This is a genomic window from Streptomyces sp. S465 (genome assembly GCF_026898115.1).
Taxonomy (GTDB): Bacteria; Actinomycetota; Actinomycetes; order Streptomycetales; family Streptomycetaceae; genus Streptomyces; species Streptomyces luomodiensis.
Genome location: NZ_CP114036.1, coordinates 3,234,940 through 3,253,780, shown reverse-complemented (window position 1 = coordinate 3,253,780; position 18,841 = coordinate 3,234,940). Strand labels below are relative to the sequence as shown.

Sequence of the window (18,841 nt, the reverse complement as noted above, 5' to 3'; positions counted from 1 at the left end):
GCCGTCCCGCAGCCGTCAGAAGTGGTGCGGCAGCCAAGGAGCGACCGGGGAGGCGAAGGCGGTCCCGGCCTCCGTAAGGGCGCCTTGACGGACCTCCTGGACGCGTCCCGCACCCGCCAGCGCGGTCAGCGGGACGCCGCCGAGATACGCCGCTCCCAGCTCCCGCGCGCCCAGCCGGAGATCGGGCGCGTCCGTCGTCCGCTCGCAGGAGGCGCCCTTGGCGTCGCCGCTCAGCCGCCAGCGCCCCTCGTTCCACGGGCAGAAGGGGTCCGTGACCTCCAGGACGGCATCCACCGGGGCCGGGTACGTCCGCGCCGCGAGCGCCGCCCCCACATCCACCAGGCGGACGTACAGCGAGTCGCGCAGCCTTACGGCGCACCGCCGGATGTCGGAGACCAGGTGCTGCCACGGATCGTCGACCGGACGGGGTCCGGTCGAGATCACCGAGGTGAGGTCGAGATCGAAGAGAAAGCGCCACAGCGCCGCGTAGGACGCCGGGTCCAGGGCCTCCAGATCGCGCAGGACGACGGTGCCCTTGGGCCCCGCCAGATCCCAGTCGGGCTTGACCGCGAAGCGCACATAGCCGCTCACCTCGCCGCCCGACTCGGCCAGCACACAGCGCAGCGGGGACGCCCCCGCGCGTTCGCCCGGCGGGTCCAGCAGCGGCACCCGCTCCCAGCCGCGGAGCCGCTCCAGCATGCCCGGCCGCGCGGGCACCCGCCGGGCGTAGACGGCCTCGCACGCCTCGACGGCGGCCTCCGGGGCCACGGCGCGCAGCGTCACGTCATCGGTGCCCTCGGGGACGCTCAGCCGCACCTGGGTGGTGTCGATCTCGGCGTAGGCGGTCTGTGTGGCCGCCCCGTAGCCGAACCGCCCGTAGATGTCCGGTTCGGACGCGGTCAGGACGGCCAGCGGCTCATCGCCCGCCGCGCGGATGTCGTCCAACTGGCGCCGCATCATGGCCCGCAGCACCCCGCGCCGACGGTGGGTGGCCTGCACGCTCACCATCGTGACACCGGCCGCGGGGACGATCGCGCCGCCCGGCACCGACAGCCGGAAGCTGATCAGCGACGCCGTGCCGACGATGTCGGAACCGTCCCAGGCGCCGATCGAGCGCTCGCATTCGGTCAACTCCCGCCAGAGCGCGGATTCCTCCGGTGCTTCGGGAACCCCTCCGAACGCGAGGATCAGCTTTCCGTACCAATCGTCCCAAATCGATGGGTCGAGCACCCGCAGCTCAGTCCTCATATTCCCATCCCTAGCAGCCGCTTCCCGCACGCGCGAACGAATTTCGCTTACGATTGCCCCCCTGGCTGGGTGGTTCAACGCGCCACGAATCGACGCGCGTCCGAACGGGTGGGTAGGGTCCCGATGCAATGACTGGCGGCGTGGACACTCCGTTGGCCCGGATGCGCAGAGCTCTGCACCGGGCTCGCACAGGCGTGCGCAAAGCCGGAGTCGACTACTTCCGCGGTGAGGGTTCCGACCGGCTCGCCCTGACCGCACTGCTGCTCGGCGTCCCCGCCATCGCCGGCGGCACCATCGCCCAGCCCGACTGGTGCTCGCCGTCCGCCCTCGTCCTGCCCATCGTCGCGGGCGGGCTGCTGCTGCGCCCCGCCAGCCTGCTCGCCCTGTACGCGGCGGCCGCCACGGCCCTGATCGTGGAGTCCGCCGTGCTCGGCCCGTACACCGAGGAGGACGCCTCCTCCCGGGTCACCCCCGGCACCATCCTGGTCGTCGCCGCCGTCGGCTTCTTCGGCCTGCTGATCGCCCAGTTCCGCAGCCGCGTCGGGGTGCCCTGGCGGCGCGGCGGCACCATGCTCTTCGACCTGCGCGAGCGCATCCGCGTCCAGAGCAAGCTGCCCGGTCTGCCGCGCGGCTGGCACCGCGAGATGGCGCTGCGCCCGGCCGGTGGACAGTCCTTCTCCGGCGACTTCGTCGTCGCCGCCCGCACCGGCGGCGGCCGCACCCTCGAAGTCGTCCTCACCGACGTCTCCGGCAAGGGCATGGACGCCGCATCCCGCGCCCTGCTGCTCTCCGGGGCCTTCGGCGGCCTCCTCGGCTCCCTGCCCCCGCACGGCTTCCTCCCGGCCGCCAACGGCTATCTCCTGCGCCAGGACTGGGACGAGGGCTTCGCGACCTCCATCCATCTCGTCCTCGACCTCGACAGCGGCGACTTCGAACTCTTCTCCGCCGGGCATCTGCCCGCGCTCCAGCTGAGCGCGGGCACCGGCAAGTGGGAGGAGAAGTCCGCCGAGGGCCCGCTGCTGGGCGTCTACGACGGCGCCCAATTCGACCCCACCAAGGGCACGCTGCGCCCCGGCGACGTCCTGATGCTCTTCACCGACGGCCTCGTCGAGACCGCCGACCGGGACATCAGCGAGGGCATCGACCGCCTCACCGGCGAGGCGGACCGCTATGTCGGCTCCGGTTTCCAGGGCGCGGCCTGGCACCTGATCGAGACGGTCGCGAAGGACGTCAACGACGACCGGGCCCTGCTGCTGATCTGCCGCCAGTGAGCCTGATCCACCGCCAGTGAACCGGGTTCGGCGACTGTTTCAAGCCATCTGATCCACACCTCCGCACCATCTGATCCCCAAGCCATGCCTGGACGGGCGCAGCAAAAAGGGCTGGGCCGTGGGATCCACGGTCCAGCCCTTCCGCGTCGTGGCCGCGCAGGCCGTCAGGCCGCCGTCGTCGTGCGGCTGCGGGCCTGTTCGGCGGGGTCCTTACGGAACGCCCAGGCCATCTTCGGCTCCATGGCGAAGCGGAAGACGCGCTGGACGGGAGGCGTGCACAGCACGGTGATCACGGTGCCGGCGATGACCGTGACCACGATCTCGCCCAGCGGCTTGTGCAGCCACTCGTTGTCGAACCAGCCCCAGAAGCGGGAGCCCTTGGCCAGGAAGCCGTGCAGCAGGTAGCCGTAGAGCGTCCCGGCGCCCAGGACGGTGAACCACATGTGCCGCCGCGGCACCCAGGCGAAGAAGCAGCTGACGAGCACGATGGAGCAGCCGAAGAGGGCGAGCGTCATCACCGGGCCGGTCCACGGGGGCGCGCCGAGCTCCTGGACGCTGTCGCGGTGGTAGAACCACGCCGAGTTCATCCGCGGCGCCGCCCAGTAGGCGAACACCAGGGCGCAGGCGAAGACCGGCACGGCCGCGATCCGCACCGCGCGGCGGCGCATCAGCTGGAAGTGCTCGGGCTTCATGCACAGCCCCAGGACGAAGAACGGAAGGAACTGGAGCACCCGCTGCATGTCCAGGTCGTCGCCGATGTCGGGTGAGACGGAGGCGAGCGTGGCGATCGCCAGCGCGAGCGGGAGCGGCCAGCGCACCAGCTTCCAGATCGGGGTGGACAGCCGCCACACGAACAGCGCGATCAGGAACCAGGTGAGGTACCAGGGGTCGAGCAGGCTGAAGTCGTACGTGGGGTCGTCGTCCGCCCAGCGCTTGAAGAGCGTGTACGCGATCTCGAAGATCAGGTAGGGCACCGCGACCCCGGTGATCAGCCGCTTGAGCCGGTCCGGCCGCATGTCGAAGCTGCGCGAGAAGTAGCCGGAGATGATGATGAAGGCCGGCATGTGGAAGGTGTACACGGTCATGTACAGCGCTTCCGCGGTGCGGCTGGAGTCGGTCAGCGGCTCCCAGGAGTGCCCCATCGCGACCAGCACGATCGCGAGGTACTTCGCGTTGTCGAAGAACGCGTCCCGCTGTTTCGGCTTCTGCCGGGCGGGGGCGCTGGGGGTGCTGGGGGCGGGCGGGGTGGTCCCCTGCTGCCCGGCTTCTTCGTCCCGCGACGTGGGGGGAGAGGACGTCGTCTGCTGGGGCAGAGGAGTCCGCTGGGAGTCGTGCGGGCGCAGGGAGTTGGTCACAGGCCCTCCCACCAGGAACTGGGGGAGAGTACCCGGGACCTCACTGCGCGTGGAGGGGGCATGGCAGCGTGAAACATCTGAAGGACGATAGCGCTGAAACCTGTGTGCCGTAAAACCTCGTTCAGTTTTTTCCCCGCATGGTCTTCGTGGCGCGGCCGATAGCCGGCCCGGGGAAGTCGACCCGGTGAGTCGACAAAGCGATGCGATCATTCGATATCCGGGTTCATGCTGTCCGTTCTGTTGGCCTTCATCCCACTTAATTGGGGCATATGCCCCCCGGCGGGCTCTGGTGGAATGTCTGATTCATTAGTGTTTTGTCACCCCGGCGAGTGACCGTCGGGCGAATTCCGAATTCCCGTCCGAGGTCATGTGGAGGCGGTCGGAATTCATCAATCGGGGACCTTGTCGAGTTGTGGGCAGCATCACCCATGACGGATTGAATGAACGCTTACCGGGCGGGTACCGGCGAGGTGGGTGCTGTGTGCACTGGTGACCGTTTATCGCTCCATCCCACTGCTGACCGGCGGAAGTTGATGGCACGATGGTGGCTGCGGGGGTGTGCGGGGTCGCGTGCTTCCGGGCCGGTGAGACGTGTGCGACCGAGGGTGGGATGTTGTGGCCATTTCCCTGTCATTGGTGCTGCTGGTGGGCATCATCCTGGTGCTGATGATCCGCAATGGCCGAGTCAAGTGGGGGCCGGCGCTCGTCGCGGTGCTCTTCGGGTTCCTGCTCGCCTCGTCCGACATCGCGCCGGACATTCAGGACTTCCTCGACTCGGCCGCCGAGGCGATTGCCGACATCAGCCTCTGAAAGACCCCTCCGCAGCCCCTGAAAGACCTCTGAGCCGTCCGCGGCGGCCGGGCCGCCGCCTATGGGCGGTCCGGCCGCGTACGCGGCGGTATAAGCGAACGGCCCGGTCCGGGAAACTCCCCGGACCGGGCCGAAAGCATTGGAGCGGGCGACGGGAATCGAACCCGCGTAGCCAGTTTGGAAGACTGGGGCTCTACCATTGAGCTACGCCCGCACGCACCGCGTACGCGGATGCACCGGTCGCCCGGACACCCTCGGCCGGGCATGATCGCCCGGACCGCGGCACGGGATGCATCGTAGCGGGTCTGCACCGTTCCCCGCACACCCTTGCCACCAGTCGAATAACCGGCAGCCGGGGCGTCCGCGGGCATGTACCCTACGTGTCGCACCGACGGGGTGTGGCGCAGCTTGGTAGCGCGTCCGCTTTGGGAGCGGAAGGTCGTCGGTTCGAATCCGGCCACCCCGACCAACCACATACGTCAAGATCGCGTTGTGGGGCCCGTCATGCTTGCGGTTACTATGCAAGCTGCGTGTCTGTGTCTTTTAACCGGACGCGAATCCGCTGCGACGCGACAGCGCACCGCAGCCGAACACCACACGTCAGCCCCCAAGGAGACCGAACCGTGAAGAGCGCCGTGGAGAACCTGAACCCGACCCGGGTTCGGCTCACTGTCGAGGTGCCCTTCGAGGAGCTCAAGCCCAGCCTCGACGCGGCGTACAAGAAGATCAACCAGCAGGTCACGGTGCCTGGGTTCCGTAAGGGCAAGATCCCGGCCCGCATCATCGACCAGCGGTTCGGCCGCGGCGCGGTGCTGGAGGAGGCCGTCAACGACGCGCTCCCGAAGTTCTACACCGACGCGGTCAACGAGGGTGAGCTGAACCCGCTCGGCCAGCCCGAGGTGGACATCACCGAGCTCAAGGACAACGAGCTGCTGACTTTCACCGCCGAGGTCGACATCCGGCCGACGATCGAGATCCCGGACTACTCCGGCATCGAGGTCACCGTCGACTCCGTCGAGGTCACGGACGAGGACATCGACAAGTCCGTCGAGCAGCTGCGCGAGCGCTTCGCCACCACCTCGGCCGTGGAGCGCGCCGCCGCCGAGGGCGACGTCGTCGTGATCGACCTCGAGGCCAAGGTCGACGGCGAGGTCCTCGAGGACGGTGTCGCCAATGGCGTCACCTACACCATCGGCTCGGGCGAGCTGCTGGACGGCATCGACGAGGCCGTGACCGGCCTGGAGGCGGGTGGCGAGGCCACCTTCACCTCCGAGCTCAAGGGCGGCTCCGCCCAGGGCAAGGAGGCCGAGGTCACGGTCAAGGTCTCCGAGGTCAAGGCCCGTGAGCTGCCGGAGCTCGACGACGACTTCGCCCAGCTGGCCAGCGAGTTCGACACCCTCGAGGAGATGCGCGCGGACAGCCGCAAGCGCCTGGAGCGGTCGAAGAAGTTCGAGCAGGCCACCCAGGCCCAGGAGAAGGTGCTGGACGCCCTGCTGGCCCTGGTCGAGGTGCCGATCCCCGAGAAGCTCCTCGAGGACGAGATCAACACCCGCAAGCACAACCTGGAGCACCACCAGCTCGGCCAGATGGGCCTGAACCTGGACTCCTACCTGCAGATGCAGGGCAAGACCGCCGAGGAGTTCGACGCCGAGCTCAAGGAGCAGGCCGAGAAGGGCATCCGGACCCAGTTCGTCCTCGACGAGCTGGTCAACAAGGAGCAGCTGTCCGTCGGCCAGGAGGAGCTCACCGAGCACCTCATGCGCCGCGCCCAGTCCTCCGGTATGAGCCCGGACCAGTTCGCCCAGGCCGTCGTCGAGGGCGGCCAGGTGCCGATGCTCGTCGGCGAGGTCGCCCGCGGCAAGGCGCTGGCCGTGGTGGTCGAGGCCGCCAAGGTCGTCGACGACAAGGGCGAGACCGTCGACCTGGACGACGAGGAGGACGAGACCGGCGAGACGGTCGAGGCCACCTCCGAGACCGCCGAGGAGCCCGCCGAGGCCGAGGCCGAGACCGCCGAGGAGCCCGCGGAGTCCCAGGAGAAGCAGGACAAGGCCGAGAGCTGACCCCGGTCCGCTCACAGCCCGTACGAACGGGCCCGAACGTCTGCACGCGTCCGGGCCCGTTCGTGTTCCGCGGCGTCCGCCCGGCGCCGGGACATGCGCTCAGAGCGAACAGTTCCTGATGCGGGATGGCGCCCGCCGACCAGCGCGTTAGGGTCCGTAGGTACGAGGGCAGGGGAGTCTCGCAAGCCCGCCGGGGCCGCACCGGCGGCCGCGCTCCCGACCCAGAAGAAGACGCTGAGACGGCCAGTAAGCCGTCAGAGACGAGCAGGTGGATACGTGACGAATACGATGCCTTCCGCCGCCGGCGAGCCGACCGTCGGTGGCCTCGGCGACCAGGTCTACAACCGGCTGCTCGGCGAGCGGATCATCTTCCTCGGCCAGCCGGTCGACGACGACATCGCCAACAAGATCACGGCACAGCTACTCCTGCTCGCCGCCGATCCGGACAAGGACATCTACCTCTACATCAACTCCCCGGGCGGTTCGATCTCGGCCGGCATGGCGATCTACGACACCATGCAGTACATCAAGAACGACGTGGTCACCATCGCCATGGGCCTCGCCGCCTCGATGGGCCAGTTCCTGCTGAGCGCCGGCACCCCGGGCAAGCGCTTCGCGCTCCCCAATGCCGAGATCCTGATCCACCAGCCCTCCGCGGGCCTGGCGGGTTCCGCCTCGGACATCAAGATCCACGCCGAGCGGCTGCTGCACACCAAGAAGCGCATGGCCGAGCTCACCGCCTTCCACACCGGCCAGACGGTTGAGCAGATCGTCCGTGACTCCGACCGCGACCGCTGGTTCTCCGCCGAGGAGGCCAAGGAGTACGGCCTGATCGACGACGTCATGACGACCGCCTCCAGCGTTCCGGGCGGTGGCGGCACTGGGGCCTGAGTCCCGCCGTCCCGTAGCCGACCTCCAGCCCCCAGATCGCCACAGGATGGTGAACACCCAGATGAGCAACTTCCCCGGCAGCGGCCTGTACACCGGCCCGATGGCCGAATCCCGCTATGTCGTTCCGCGCTTCGTCGAGCGCACCTCCCAGGGCATTCGCGAGTACGACCCGTACGCCAAGCTCTTCGAAGAGCGCGTGATCTTCCTGGGCGTCCAGATCGACGACGCCTCGGCCAACGACGTCATGGCGCAGCTGCTGTGCCTGGAGTCGATGGACCCGGACCGCGACATCTCGGTCTACATCAACTCGCCCGGCGGCTCGTTCACCGCGCTGACCGCCATCTACGACACGATGCAGTTCGTCAAGCCCGACATCCAGACGGTCTGCATGGGCCAGGCGGCGTCCGCCGCGGCCGTGCTGCTCGCCGCCGGTACGCCGGGCAAGCGGATGGCCCTGCCCAACGCCCGGGTGCTGATCCACCAGCCGTACAGTGAGACCGGGCGGGGTCAGGTCTCCGACCTGGAGATCGCGGCCAACGAGATCCTGCGCATGCGCTCGCAGCTCGAGGAGATGCTGGCCAAGCACTCCACCACGCCCATCGAGAAGATCCGCGACGATATCGAGCGGGACAAGATCCTCACGGCCGAGGAGTCCCTGGCGTACGGTCTTGTCGACCAGATCGTCTCGACCCGCAAGACGTCGGTCGGTCTCGGCTGATTCATCGATGGCACCACCCCCTTGGACCGAGTAGGTCCAAGGGGGGCCCGAACCGGGGGCCCGGCAAGGTACCGTCATAGAAGGCTGGGGGCCCCGGCCCCGGGAAATAAGAAGCAGAAAGCGCAGCGCAAGCACCCGGTTCCGCGGAGCGCAGCGGATCCAAGGCGAAGGGGAAGCACCTCGTGGCACGCATCGGTGACGGCGGCGACCTGCTCAAGTGCTCGTTCTGCGGGAAGAGCCAGAAGCAGGTGAAGAAGCTCATCGCGGGCCCGGGTGTGTACATCTGCGATGAATGCATCGATCTCTGCAACGAGATCATCGAGGAGGAGCTCGCCGAGACCTCCGAGGTGCGCTGGGAGGAACTCCCCAAGCCGCGCGAGATCTATGAATTCCTCGAGGGCTATGTGGTCGGCCAGGAGGCCGCGAAGAAGGCGCTCTCGGTCGCCGTCTACAACCACTACAAGCGGGTCCAGGCGGGGGAGAACGGCGGCCACAACCGCGACGACGGCATCGAGTTGGCCAAGTCCAACATCCTGCTGCTCGGCCCCACCGGCTCCGGCAAGACCCTGCTCGCGCAGACCCTCGCCCGGATGCTCAACGTCCCCTTCGCCATCGCCGACGCGACCGCGCTCACCGAGGCGGGCTATGTCGGCGAGGACGTGGAGAACATCCTCCTGAAGCTGATCCAGGCCGCCGACTACGACGTCAAGAAGGCCGAGACGGGCATCATCTACATCGACGAGATCGACAAGGTGGCCCGTAAGAGCGAGAACCCCTCGATCACCCGCGATGTGTCCGGCGAGGGCGTTCAGCAGGCACTGCTGAAGATCCTGGAAGGGACCACGGCGTCGGTGCCGCCGCAGGGCGGACGGAAACACCCGCACCAGGAGTTCATCCAGATCGACACCACGAATGTGCTGTTCATCGTGGGCGGTGCCTTCGCCGGTCTGGAGAAGATCATCGAGGCGCGGGCCGGTGCCAAGGGCATCGGATTCGGCGCCACGATCCGCTCCAAGCGCGAGATCGAGGCGAGCGACCAGTTCCAGGAGGTCATGCCCGAGGACCTGGTGAAGTTCGGAATGATCCCGGAATTCATCGGCCGTCTCCCGGTCATCACCTCCGTCCACAACCTCGACCGCGAGGCGCTGCTCCAGATCCTGGTCGAGCCGCGGAACGCCCTGGTGAAGCAGTACCAACGGCTGTTCGAACTCGACGGTGTCGAGCTGGACTTCGACCGTCCGGCCCTGGAGGCCATCGCCGACCAGGCGATTCTCCGCGGCACCGGGGCCCGGGGCCTGCGCGCCATCATCGAGGAGGTGCTGATGTCGGCGATGTACGAGGTGCCGTCCCGCAAGGACGTGGCCCGCGTCGTCATCACCGAGGACGTCGTGCACTCCAACGTGAATCCCACGCTGGTGCCCCGCAGCCGTGGCACCGAGCCGGGTGAGCGGCACGAGAAGAGCGCCTGAGCGCCCCGTAGGGAGCATACGAAGAGGGCCCCGGTCTTCCGGGGCCCTCTTCGTGTCGTACGCGCCCTGTGGCGCCTTGTGGGCGGTTCAGGCGGGCTTGCGGGTGTCCTTGTAGATGCCCGCGGTCACCTTGGCGAAGGACTCCATGTCGGCGTCCGAGGCCGAGGTGTTCTCGGCGTTGACGTCGAGCACCATCGCCGCGTCCGTCTCCTCCGCCCAGACGCAGGCCGGGGCGTAGATCCGGTCGTACAACTTGACGACCTCGCACTCCACCGACGGACCGTCGGCGCCCTCCGGCTGGAACTGCTTGCGCTTCTTCTCCACCGTGGGGGAGCCGTCGCCGCCCGAGAAGCCCTTGAACATCTGGTCCCGGACCGTGTCGGGGTCGCTGATCTTCCCGTACATACCGGAGAAGGCCAGCCCCGAGTTGTCGTCGTCCGACCGCTTGTACTGGGCCAGGACGGAGGTCGCGCCCTCGGGCATGCTGTCCTGCACGCTGGTGCCCTCGTTGTCGAGGTCGTCCGTGCCCTTGTCGAGGGTGTAGGTGCCGTCGTCGAGCGTCTTGGGAGTGACGAGCTTCATCGCCTTCGGACCGTCGTCGCCGCCGGTCAGCACCACGGCGCCGGTGACGATCGCGCCCAGCACCACGAGCCCGGCCACCGTCACCGCGATGATCTTGGTGCGGTTGCCGCCCCCGCCGGCCGCGGGCGGCGCGGGGTAGGGCGGCTGGCCGTAGGGACCCGCCGCCTGCTGCGGGTAGCCGTAGCCCTGCGGGGGCTGCTGCTGCGGATAGCCGTAACCCTGCGTCTGCGCGTACGGGTTGGGCTCCGCGGGGGGCTGCTGCCCGCCGCCGTACGGATTGGGCTGAGCGCTTCCGTACGGGCCGGGCCCGCCGCCGTAGGGCCCCGGCGGTGGCGGTGGCTGGTTGTGGCTCATGGGTGTGAGGATCCCCTCCGGATCGGCTGTGGCCTGGAACTCGTCGGCCCGCTCGGCTAGTTGATCTCCACCCGCGCGTCGTCGCGGACCTTCGCGGTGATCTCGCCGGCGTCGTCGAGCGACATGCCGTCACCGGCCAGCGCCGCGGCGGCGTCGGAGACGATCACGTACCCCACCGTGCTGTGGTCGCCCCACATGCAGATCGGAATCGTGAAGCTCTTGGTGATGCCGCTGGAACTGGCGCTGGAGTCCGGGGTGAACTTGGTGTTCTGGCACTTCATCACGGCGTCCTCGAAGCCGCTGGGCGTCACCGGCGCCGGGCTGCCCACGAGCTCGGCTTTCATCCCACCGCTGGTCGAGGGGTCCTTCGCGGCCTCTTCGGCGATCTTCGCGAAGGCGGCGTCGACGACCGCCTCGGGGTCCTCCACCTCGCCCCAGACGCCGTTGAGCTGCAACTGCTTGGCGTTCATGCCCTCGCCGGACTCGTATTCCGCGCTCACGGTCTCGGGGTTGGTGACGCCGAACCTCTCGAAGTCGTCGGCGTCCGAGGAGGTGAGCCCGCCGCCGGAGCCGCTCTTGGTGTAGCCGTCGGCCAGCGTCTCGGGAGTGGTGAGCTTGTACCGCTTGCCGTCGTCGGCGACGGTCTCCTTACCGCCGCCACTGCCACCGCTGTCGCCGTCGTCCCCGCCCTTGAACACCAGGACACCGCCGACGATCGCGGCCACCGCGACCACCACGCCGATCGCGGCCATCAGACCCTTCTTCTTGCCGCCGCCCTGGCCCGGACCCGGCTGGTACGGACCCGGCATGCCCGGCTGGCCGTAGGGCTGCTGCCCGTAAGGGTTCGCGGGCTGCCCGTAGGGACCCGGCTGCTGGGGCTGGCCGTAAGGGTTCGGCTGCCCTTGCGGCTGCTGGGGGAAGCCGTAGCCCGGCTGGGGCGGCTGGGGCGGCTGTCCGTAGGGGCCCGGCTGCTGCGGGTAGCCGTAGCCGGGCTGGCCGGCCGCTCCGCCCTGTCCGTAGGGACCCGGCTGCTGGGGCTGCTGGCCGTAGGGGCCCGGCTGGTTGTAGCTCATCTGTATCCCTCGTTGGTGAAACTGCTGTTGTGTCGCTGTGCGCCGGTCGCGGGCCAGCCGTGGATCTAGCCGTCGATCTCGACGCGTGCGTCCTCGCGCACCTTGGCCGTGATCTCGGCGGCGTCCTTCAGGGACATGCCACCGCCGAGCACCGCTGCCGCCGGGTCCGCCATGACCGTGACACCCAGGGTGTCCTTGTCGCCCCAGACGCACGCGGGGGCCTCCATGGATCCCTGATCCGAGGTGAACTTCATGGACTGGCACTTCAGGACGTCCCCGTCGAAGCCGTCCGGGGAGAACTCCTGGGGGCTGCCCTTGGCCTGCGCGGTGCCGTTGTCCTGGAGCGTCTTGACGATGACCGCCAGGGCCAGGTCCGCGCCCCGCTCCGGGTCGGTCACCTCGCCCCAGACGCCGGTGAACTTCAGCATCTCCTTGCCGGAGGTCTGGTAGTCGGCCGCCACCAGGTGCGGGTCCTTGACGACCGGCACCTGCTGGAGGTCCTTCTTGCCCGCCGCGGACAGATCGCTGTCGTCCGTGCCCGAGCCCTGGCGCTGGTAGTCCGCGGCGACCGTCTTAGGCGTGGTGAGCTTGTACGGGCCGCCGCTGCCGCCGAACAGCGCGTACGCCCCCGCACCCAGGGCCCCCACGACCACCACCGCGCCGACCGCGAGAGCCGCCTTCCTGCCCTTACCGGCGCCACCGGAGCCCGCCCGCGGTCCCGGGGCCGCAGGCGGCGCCTGGGGGCCGCCGTAGTAGCCGGGCCCCTGCTGGGGCGCCGGGCCCTGCTGGGGCGGCTGTCCGTAGGGGTTCGCGGGCTGCTGGGGGGCCGGGCCCTGCTGGGGCGGCTGTCCGTAAGGGTTCGCGGGCTGCTGGGGCTGTCCGTAGCCGCCGGACTGGCCGTAGGTCCCCGGGTAGCCGTAGCCGCCCTGTGGCGGCTGTCCGTATCCCGGAGCCGGCGACTGCGCGTACGGATTGGGCACCGGCGGCTGACCGGCGCCGTACGGCCCCGGCTGCCCCCCATAGGGGCCGGGCTGCGGCGGCGGCTGCTGATGGCTCATGTGCCTCTCCTTATGCGCATGACAGGTTCCAACATCCTTCCCGACGCCCCGGGGCGCCTTGGCGCCGGGGCCACAACGGGTTCGTAACGGAAGGCGGCGGCCCTTTAGACTGCGGGCGTGACCGAGAACTCTTCGCAGCGCCCCACGAGCGGGCCGAACAGCCACCCCGAACTGCCGACCCAGTACGCGCCGGCCGACGTAGAGGGGCAGCTGTACGAGCACTGGGTAGAGCGCGGTTACTTCGAGGCGGACGCGAAGAGCGGCAAAGAGCCCTACACCATTGTCATCCCGCCCCCCAATGTGACCGGCTCGCTCCACCTCGGCCATGCCTTCGAGCACACGATCATCGATGCGCTCACCCGGCGCAAGCGAATGCAGGGCTTTGAGACGCTCTGGCAGCCCGGTATGGACCACGCCGGTATCGCCACGCAGAACGTGGTCGAGCGCGAGCTGGCCAAGGAGGGCGTCTCCCGCCACGACCTGGGCCGCGAGGCGTTCGTGGAGCGCGTGTGGCGGTGGAAGCGCGAGTCCGGTGGGCAGATCTCCGGCCAGATGCGGCGCCTGGGCGACGGCGTCGCCTGGAACCGTGAGCGCTTCACCATGGACGAGGGGCTCTCCAAGGCCGTCCAGACGATCTTCAAGCGGCTCTACGAGGACGAGCTGATCTACCGCGCCGAGCGCATCATCAACTGGTGCCCGCGCTGTCTCACGGCCATCTCGGACATCGAGGTGGAGTACGACGACGACGACGGCGAGCTCGTCTCGATCCGGTACGGCGAGGGCGAGGCGTCCATCGTCGTGGCGACGACCCGTGCCGAGACGATGCTCGGCGACACCGCGGTCGCCGTCCACCCCGACGACGAGCGCTACCGCCACCTCGTCGGCACCGAGATCGAGCTGCCGCTCACCGGCCGCCGGATCCCCATCGTCGCCGACGAGCACGTCGACCCCGAGTTCGGCACCGGCGCGGTCAAGGTCACCCCGGCCCACGACCCGAACGACTTCGAGATCGGGCAGCGGCACGGCCTGCCGAACCTGACCGTCATGGACGAGCACGCGGTCATCACCGCCCACGGCCCCTTCCAGGGCCTGGACCGTCTGGAGGCGCGCAGCGCCGTCGTCGGCGCCCTGCGCGCCGAGGGCCGGATCGTCGCCGAGAAGCGCCCGTACACCCACTCCGTGGGCCACTGCTCGCGCTGCAAGACGACCATCGAGCCGCGGCTGTCCATGCAGTGGTGGGTCAAGGTCGGCCCGCTGGCCAAGGCGGCGGGCGACGCGGTCCGTGACGGCCGGGTGAAGATCCACCCCGAGGACATGTCGAAGCGCTACTTCGACTGGGTCGACAACCTCCACGACTGGTGCATCTCGCGGCAGCTGTGGTGGGGCCACCGCATCCCGGTCTGGTACGGGCCGAACGGCGAGGTCGTCTGCGTCGGACCGGACGAGGAGCCGCCGGGCGGCGAGGGCTGGCACCAGGACAGCGACGTCCTGGACACCTGGTTCTCGTCCGGCCTGTGGCCGTTCTCCACGCTCGGCTGGCCCGAGCGGACCGAGAGCCTGGAGAAGTTCTATCCGAACTCGGTCCTGGTCACCGGCTACGACATCCTCTTCTTCTGGGTCGCCCGGATGATGATGTTCGGCCTGTACGCCATGGACGGCACCCCGCCGTTCCACACCATCGCGCTGCACGGCATGGTCCGTGACCAGTTCGGCAAGAAGATGTCCAAGTCCTTCGGCAACGCGGTCAACCCGCTGGACTGGATGGACACCTATGGATCGGACGCGGTCCGCTTCACCCTGGCCCGGGGCGCCAACCCCGGTGTGGACGTCCCGATCGGCGAGGACTGGGTCCAGGCGTCCCGCAACTTCGCCAACAAGATCTGGAACGCGACCCGCTTCGCGCTGATGAACGGTGCGACGGTCGAGGGCGAACTGCCCGCCCCCGAGCGGCTGTCCGCCACCGACCGCTGGATCCTGTCCCGGCTGAACGCGGTGGTCGCCGAGGTCGACGCGTACTACGAGGACTACCAGTTCGCCAAGCTCTCCGACGTCCTCTACCACTTCGCGTGGGACGAGGTCTTCGACTGGTACGTCGAGCTGTCCAAGACCACCTTCGCCAAGGGCGGTGCGGAGGCCGACGCCTCGCGGCGCGTCCTCGGTGAGGTCCTGGACGTCACGCTGCGGCTGCTGCACCCGGTGGTCCCGTTCGTCACCGAGAAGCTGTGGACCTCGCTGACCGGTCAGGAGTCCGTCGTCATCGCCGACTGGCCCCAGGACAGCGGCTTCCGGGACGAGGCGGCCGAGCGGGAGATCGAGAACCTCCAGCAGGTGGTCACCGAGGTCCGCCGGTTCCGCGCCGACCAGGGCCTCCAGCCCGGTCAGCGGGTCCCGGCCCGGCTGGAGCTGTCCGGCACCTCGCTCGCCGCCCACGAGGACGCGATGCGCTCCCTGCTGCGCCTCCAGCCGGCCGGTGAGGGCTTCACGGCCACCGCCTCGCTGCCGGTCGCGGGCGCGACCGTGGCGCTGGACCTGTCCGGTGCGATCGACGTCGAGGCCGAGCGCAAGCGGCTGGCCAAGGACCTCGCCGCGGCCGAGAAGGACAAGGCGCAGACGACCGCGAAGCTGTCCAACGAGGGCTTCCTGGCCAAGGCCCCCGACCATGTCGTGGAGAAGATCCGCACCCGGCAGGCGACCGCCGAGGCCGATATCGCCCGGATCACCGCCCAGTTGGCGGCCCTCCCCCAGGGCTGACCGAGTTCGACCGCGCCGAGCGCCCCCACCGGATTCCGGCGGGGGCGCTCGTGTGTGATACGCGTGGAGTGTCCCACAGCAAGCTCACAGGAATGCCCCATCGGGAACCAAACCCAGCCTTCCAGGAGTTATCCGCCCGTACGCCCCGGAAGGAGCTTCACCCTCCATGAACAAGCCGCTGCGCAGGGCCTCCGTCTTCTCCCTGCTGCTGGTGATGGCCCTGCTGATCTGGGTCACCTATGTGCAGTTGGCCAGAGGCAGCAGTCTTCGGGACAACGAGCACAACAGCCGTGTGGCCATCTCCGAGTACGCCGGGCCGCTGGGCGACATCCTGGTCGGAGGCGAGCCGGTCACCGGCTCCGCCGCCACCCAGGGCAATCTGAAGTACAAGCGCACCTACACCGACGGGAAGCTCTACGCACCGGTCACCGGCTATGCCTCCCAGTCCTACGGCAGCACTCAGCTGGAGGCGTTGGAGCGGCAGGTCCTCGACGGCTCCGACAGCCGGCTGAAGAACCCGCTCCAGGCGGTGACGCGGGAGCGGTCCAAGCCCGGCGATGTGATCACCACGATCGATCCGGCCGTGCAGAAGGCCGCCTACGAGGGGCTGGGGAACAAGACCGGCGCGGCCGTGGCGATCGACCCCGAAACCGGCGCCGTGCTCGCCCTGGCCAGCACGCCCTCGTACGACCCCGGCACCTTCGCGGGCTCCTCCACGGCGGACCAGAAGGCGTGGAACGCGCTGCAGAAGGACAAGAAGCAGCCCATGCTGAACCGCGCGCTGCGCCAGACGTACCCGCCGGGCTCGACCTTCAAGGTCGTGGTCGCCGCCGCCGCGCTGGAGAACGGGCTGTACTCGTCGGTGGACGAGCCCACCAAGAGCCCGGACCCGTACCGGCTGCCGGGCACGGTGACCGATATGCACAACGAGAGCAGCTCGGCGCCCTGCGAGAACGCGACGATACGCACCGCCCTGGAGTACTCGTGCAACACGGTCTTCGCGAAGATGGCCGTGGACCTGGGCCAGTCCAAGGTGGCGGCGCAGGCGAAGAAGCTGGGCTTCGGCGACTCCGAGCTGGACATCCCGGTGCGCGCCGCGAAGAGCGTCTACCCGAGCGGGATGAACGACTCGCAGACGGCACTGAGCGGCATGGGCCAGTTCGATGTGAACGCGACCCCGCTACAGATGGCGATGGTCTCCTCGGCCGTCGCGAACGACGGCAAGCTGATGACCCCGTACGAGGTCGACCGCACCACGGACGGCAGCGCGTCCGCCCTGGACCGCACCTCGGCCAAGACCTACAGCCGGGCGATGTCCGAGCACACCGCGTCCGAGCTGCGGTCCGCGATGCGGACGGTGGTGGAGCAGGGCACCGGGACCAACGCGAAGATCCCCGGGGTGACGGTGGGCGGCAAGACCGGCACCGCCCAGCACGGTGAGAACAACAGCGCCAACCCGTACGCGTGGTTCATCAGTTACGCCGACGCGGGGAACGGCCACAAGGTCGCTGTCGCGGTGGTGGTCGAGGACAGCGACGCGGCCCGCGCCGACATCTCCGGCGGCGGTCTGGCGGGGCCGATCGCCAAGGCGATGATGAAGGCGGCGCTGTCGTAGCCGGGCCGCTCACGGCGATCCGTTCCGGCGCCCCGTGGGGCTGCCGTCGCCTGTCGGACCACCCTCGTAGACTGGTCGGCGTGAGCGAGGAGCGCCCCCAGAACGAGTCCGACGAGTTCGATGAGATCGTCGGAGCCGAGACCGACCGCGACCCCGATCTGGCGGTGATCGAGGCCGGCAGCCGGACGCTGCGCGCGCAGTCCGGGCCGCCGCAGGGGGACGGCATCCCGTCCCGCCCGGCCGATCCCGAGGTGGACCGCGCGCTGCGCGAGGTGGAGAGTGCGCTGGCCGGGCGCTGGCCGGAGACCAAGCTCGACCCGTCGCTGGTGCGGATCGAGGCGCTGATGGACATCCTCGGCTCGCCGCAGCGGGCCTATCCCTCGATCCACATCACCGGGACCAACGGCAAGACCAGCACCGCCCGCATGATCGAGTCGCTGCTGGGCGCCTTCGAGCTGCGCACCGGCCGCTACACCAGCCCGCACGTCCAGTCGATCACCGAGCGGATCAGCCTGGACGGGGCGCCGATCTCCGCCGAGCGGTTCATCGAGACCTACCAGGACATCCAGCCGTACCTCGAGATGGTCGACGCCCAGCAGGAGCACCGGCTGTCCTTCTTCGAGGTGCTCACCGGCATGGCGTACGCGGCCTTCGCGGACGCGCCCGTGGACATCGCGGTGGTCGAGGTCGGCATGGGCGGCTCCTGGGACGCCACCAATGTGATCGACGCGGGCGTCGCGGTGATCACGCCGATCTCGCTCGACCACACCGACCGGCTCGGCACCACTCCGGAGCAGATCGCCACGGAGAAGGCCGGCATAGTGAAGCAGGACGCCACCGTGGTGCTCGCGCAGCAGCCGGTGGAGGCCGCCTCCGTGGTGCTCAAGCGCGCCGTCGAGGTGGACGCCACGGTCGCCCGTGAGGGCATGGAGTTCGGCGTGCTCTCCCGGGAGGTCGCGGTCGGCGGCCAGCTGCTGACCCTGCGCGGACTCGGCGGGGAGTACCCCGATGTCTTCCTCCCGCTGCACGGCGCCCACCAGGCGCACAACGCGGCGGTGGCGCTGGCGGCCGTCGAGGCGTTCTTCGGCATCGGCACCCAGCACGCCCGCACGCTCGACATCGACACCGTCCGTTCCGCCTTCGCCTCCGCGACCTCGCCCGGCCGGATGGAGGTCGTGCGCCGCAGCCCCACCGTGGTGCTGGACGCCGCGCACAACCCCGCGGGGGCCCGCGCGGCGGCCGAGGCGGTCACCGAGTCCTTCGGTTTCAGCAGGCTGGTCGGTGTGGTCGGGGCGAGCGACGACAAGGATGTGCGGGGTCTGCTGGAAGCCTTCGAGCCGATCTTCGCCGAGGTCGTGGTGACCCGGAATTCCAGCCATCGCGCGATGGACCCGGACGAGCTGGCCGCGGTCGCCGTCGAGGTCTTCGGCCCGGACCGGGTCCAGGTCGAGCCGCGGCTGGACGACGCGCTGGAGGAGGCCATCACCCTGGCGGAGGAAGAGGGCGAATACGCCGGAGCGGGGGTTCTGGTGACCGGGTCGGTGATCACGGTCGGCGAGGCCCGGCTGCTTCTGGGAAAGGGCTGA

Annotated in this window: 14 protein-coding genes and 2 tRNA genes; 10 read left to right on the top strand and 6 right to left on the bottom strand. The window is 69.3% G+C overall.

Annotated features, from left to right (window positions below; translation table 11 throughout):
• Positions 1-15 precede the first annotated feature (15 nt).
• On the bottom strand, positions 16-1,248 hold the full coding sequence (locus tag N6H00_RS14190; protein WP_268972028.1) for a GNAT family N-acetyltransferase: 1,233 nt from the start codon (positions 1,246-1,248) through the stop codon (positions 16-18).
• Between the two features lie 128 nt (positions 1,249-1,376).
• On the opposite strand from N6H00_RS14190, the gene N6H00_RS14185 reads away from it, so the two are divergent.
• Complete coding sequence (locus N6H00_RS14185) at positions 1,377-2,519, top strand: PP2C family protein-serine/threonine phosphatase (RefSeq protein ID WP_268972027.1); 1,143 nt, start codon at positions 1,377-1,379, stop codon at positions 2,517-2,519.
• 164 nt (positions 2,520-2,683) lie between these two features.
• Here N6H00_RS14185 and N6H00_RS14180 read toward each other — a convergent pair whose 3' ends face one another.
• The gene (locus N6H00_RS14180) at positions 2,684-3,874 is read right to left on the bottom strand and encodes an acyltransferase family protein (RefSeq protein WP_268972026.1); all 1,191 of its coding nucleotides are present in this window, start codon (positions 3,872-3,874) and stop codon (positions 2,684-2,686) included.
• A gap of 615 nt (positions 3,875-4,489) precedes the next feature.
• Here N6H00_RS14180 and N6H00_RS14175 point away from each other — a divergent pair.
• Positions 4,490-4,684, top strand: a complete 195-nt coding sequence (locus tag N6H00_RS14175; RefSeq protein WP_268972025.1) for a hypothetical protein — start codon at positions 4,490-4,492, stop codon at positions 4,682-4,684.
• Positions 4,685-4,824: 140 nt separating this feature from the next.
• Here the strand turns inward: N6H00_RS14175 and N6H00_RS14170 are convergent.
• Positions 4,825-4,898 (bottom strand) — tRNA-Gly (locus tag N6H00_RS14170).
• A 178-nt stretch (positions 4,899-5,076) separates the two neighbouring features.
• Between N6H00_RS14170 and N6H00_RS14165 the strand changes: the two genes are divergently transcribed.
• From N6H00_RS14165 to clpX, 5 genes are all read left to right on the top strand, one after another.
• Positions 5,077-5,153 (top strand) — tRNA-Pro (locus tag N6H00_RS14165).
• Between the two features lie 154 nt (positions 5,154-5,307).
• Entirely contained in the window at positions 5,308-6,744 is a 1,437-nt protein-coding gene (gene tig / locus N6H00_RS14160; protein WP_268972024.1) for a trigger factor, read from the top strand.
• Between the two features lie 288 nt (positions 6,745-7,032).
• The gene (locus tag N6H00_RS14155; protein ID WP_268976961.1) at positions 7,033-7,635 is read left to right on the top strand and encodes an ATP-dependent Clp protease proteolytic subunit; all 603 of its coding nucleotides are present in this window, start codon (positions 7,033-7,035) and stop codon (positions 7,633-7,635) included.
• A 61-nt stretch (positions 7,636-7,696) separates the two neighbouring features.
• Complete coding sequence (locus tag N6H00_RS14150; RefSeq protein ID WP_268972023.1) at positions 7,697-8,353, top strand: ATP-dependent Clp protease proteolytic subunit; 657 nt, start codon at positions 7,697-7,699, stop codon at positions 8,351-8,353.
• A 182-nt stretch (positions 8,354-8,535) separates the two neighbouring features.
• Complete coding sequence (clpX, locus tag N6H00_RS14145) at positions 8,536-9,822, top strand: ATP-dependent Clp protease ATP-binding subunit ClpX (protein ID WP_069865840.1); 1,287 nt, start codon at positions 8,536-8,538, stop codon at positions 9,820-9,822.
• A gap of 87 nt (positions 9,823-9,909) precedes the next feature.
• On the opposite strand, the gene N6H00_RS14140 is transcribed toward clpX, so the two are convergent.
• The 3 genes from N6H00_RS14140 to N6H00_RS14130 form a co-directional block, all read right to left on the bottom strand.
• Entirely contained in the window at positions 9,910-10,758 is an 849-nt protein-coding gene (locus tag N6H00_RS14140; protein ID WP_268972022.1) for a hypothetical protein, read from the bottom strand.
• A gap of 56 nt (positions 10,759-10,814) precedes the next feature.
• Positions 10,815-11,831 carry a hypothetical protein gene (locus N6H00_RS14135; protein WP_268972021.1) on the bottom strand — a complete coding sequence of 339 codons (1,017 nt, stop codon included), beginning with the start codon at positions 11,829-11,831 and terminating at the stop codon, positions 10,815-10,817.
• Between the two features lie 65 nt (positions 11,832-11,896).
• A complete protein-coding gene (locus N6H00_RS14130) occupies positions 11,897-12,889 on the bottom strand; it encodes a hypothetical protein (protein WP_268972020.1) in 993 nt (330 codons plus the stop codon).
• A gap of 117 nt (positions 12,890-13,006) precedes the next feature.
• Between N6H00_RS14130 and N6H00_RS14125 the strand changes: the two genes are divergently transcribed.
• From N6H00_RS14125 to folC, 3 genes are all read left to right on the top strand, one after another.
• Positions 13,007-15,640: a valine--tRNA ligase gene (locus tag N6H00_RS14125; RefSeq protein ID WP_268972019.1), complete on the top strand. Its 2,634-nt coding sequence runs from the start codon at positions 13,007-13,009 to the stop codon at positions 15,638-15,640.
• A gap of 166 nt (positions 15,641-15,806) precedes the next feature.
• Positions 15,807-17,255: a peptidoglycan D,D-transpeptidase FtsI family protein gene (locus tag N6H00_RS14120; protein WP_268972018.1), complete on the top strand. Its 1,449-nt coding sequence runs from the start codon at positions 15,807-15,809 to the stop codon at positions 17,253-17,255.
• A gap of 80 nt (positions 17,256-17,335) precedes the next feature.
• Positions 17,336-18,841: a bifunctional tetrahydrofolate synthase/dihydrofolate synthase gene (folC, locus tag N6H00_RS14115; RefSeq protein WP_268972017.1), complete on the top strand. Its 1,506-nt coding sequence runs from the start codon at positions 17,336-17,338 to the stop codon at positions 18,839-18,841.

Excerpts from the sequence above, each read along its gene's own strand:
- N6H00_RS14190 (WP_268972028.1), bottom strand. The coding sequence starts at position 1,248 with ATGAGGACTGAGCTGCGGGTGCTCGACCCATCGATTTGGGACGATTGG.
- N6H00_RS14185 (WP_268972027.1), top strand. The coding sequence starts at position 1,377 with ATGACTGGCGGCGTGGACACTCCGTTGGCCCGGATGCGCAGAGCTCTG.
- N6H00_RS14155 (WP_268976961.1), top strand. The coding sequence starts at position 7,033 with ATGCCTTCCGCCGCCGGCGAGCCGACCGTCGGTGGCCTCGGCGACCAG.
- N6H00_RS14150 (WP_268972023.1), top strand. The coding sequence starts at position 7,697 with ATGAGCAACTTCCCCGGCAGCGGCCTGTACACCGGCCCGATGGCCGAA.
- N6H00_RS14140 (WP_268972022.1), bottom strand. The coding sequence starts at position 10,758 with ATGAGCCACAACCAGCCACCGCCACCGCCGGGGCCCTACGGCGGCGGG.
- N6H00_RS14135 (WP_268972021.1), bottom strand. The coding sequence starts at position 11,831 with ATGAGCTACAACCAGCCGGGCCCCTACGGCCAGCAGCCCCAGCAGCCG.
- N6H00_RS14130 (WP_268972020.1), bottom strand. The coding sequence starts at position 12,889 with ATGAGCCATCAGCAGCCGCCGCCGCAGCCCGGCCCCTATGGGGGGCAG.
- N6H00_RS14120 (WP_268972018.1), top strand. The coding sequence starts at position 15,807 with ATGAACAAGCCGCTGCGCAGGGCCTCCGTCTTCTCCCTGCTGCTGGTG.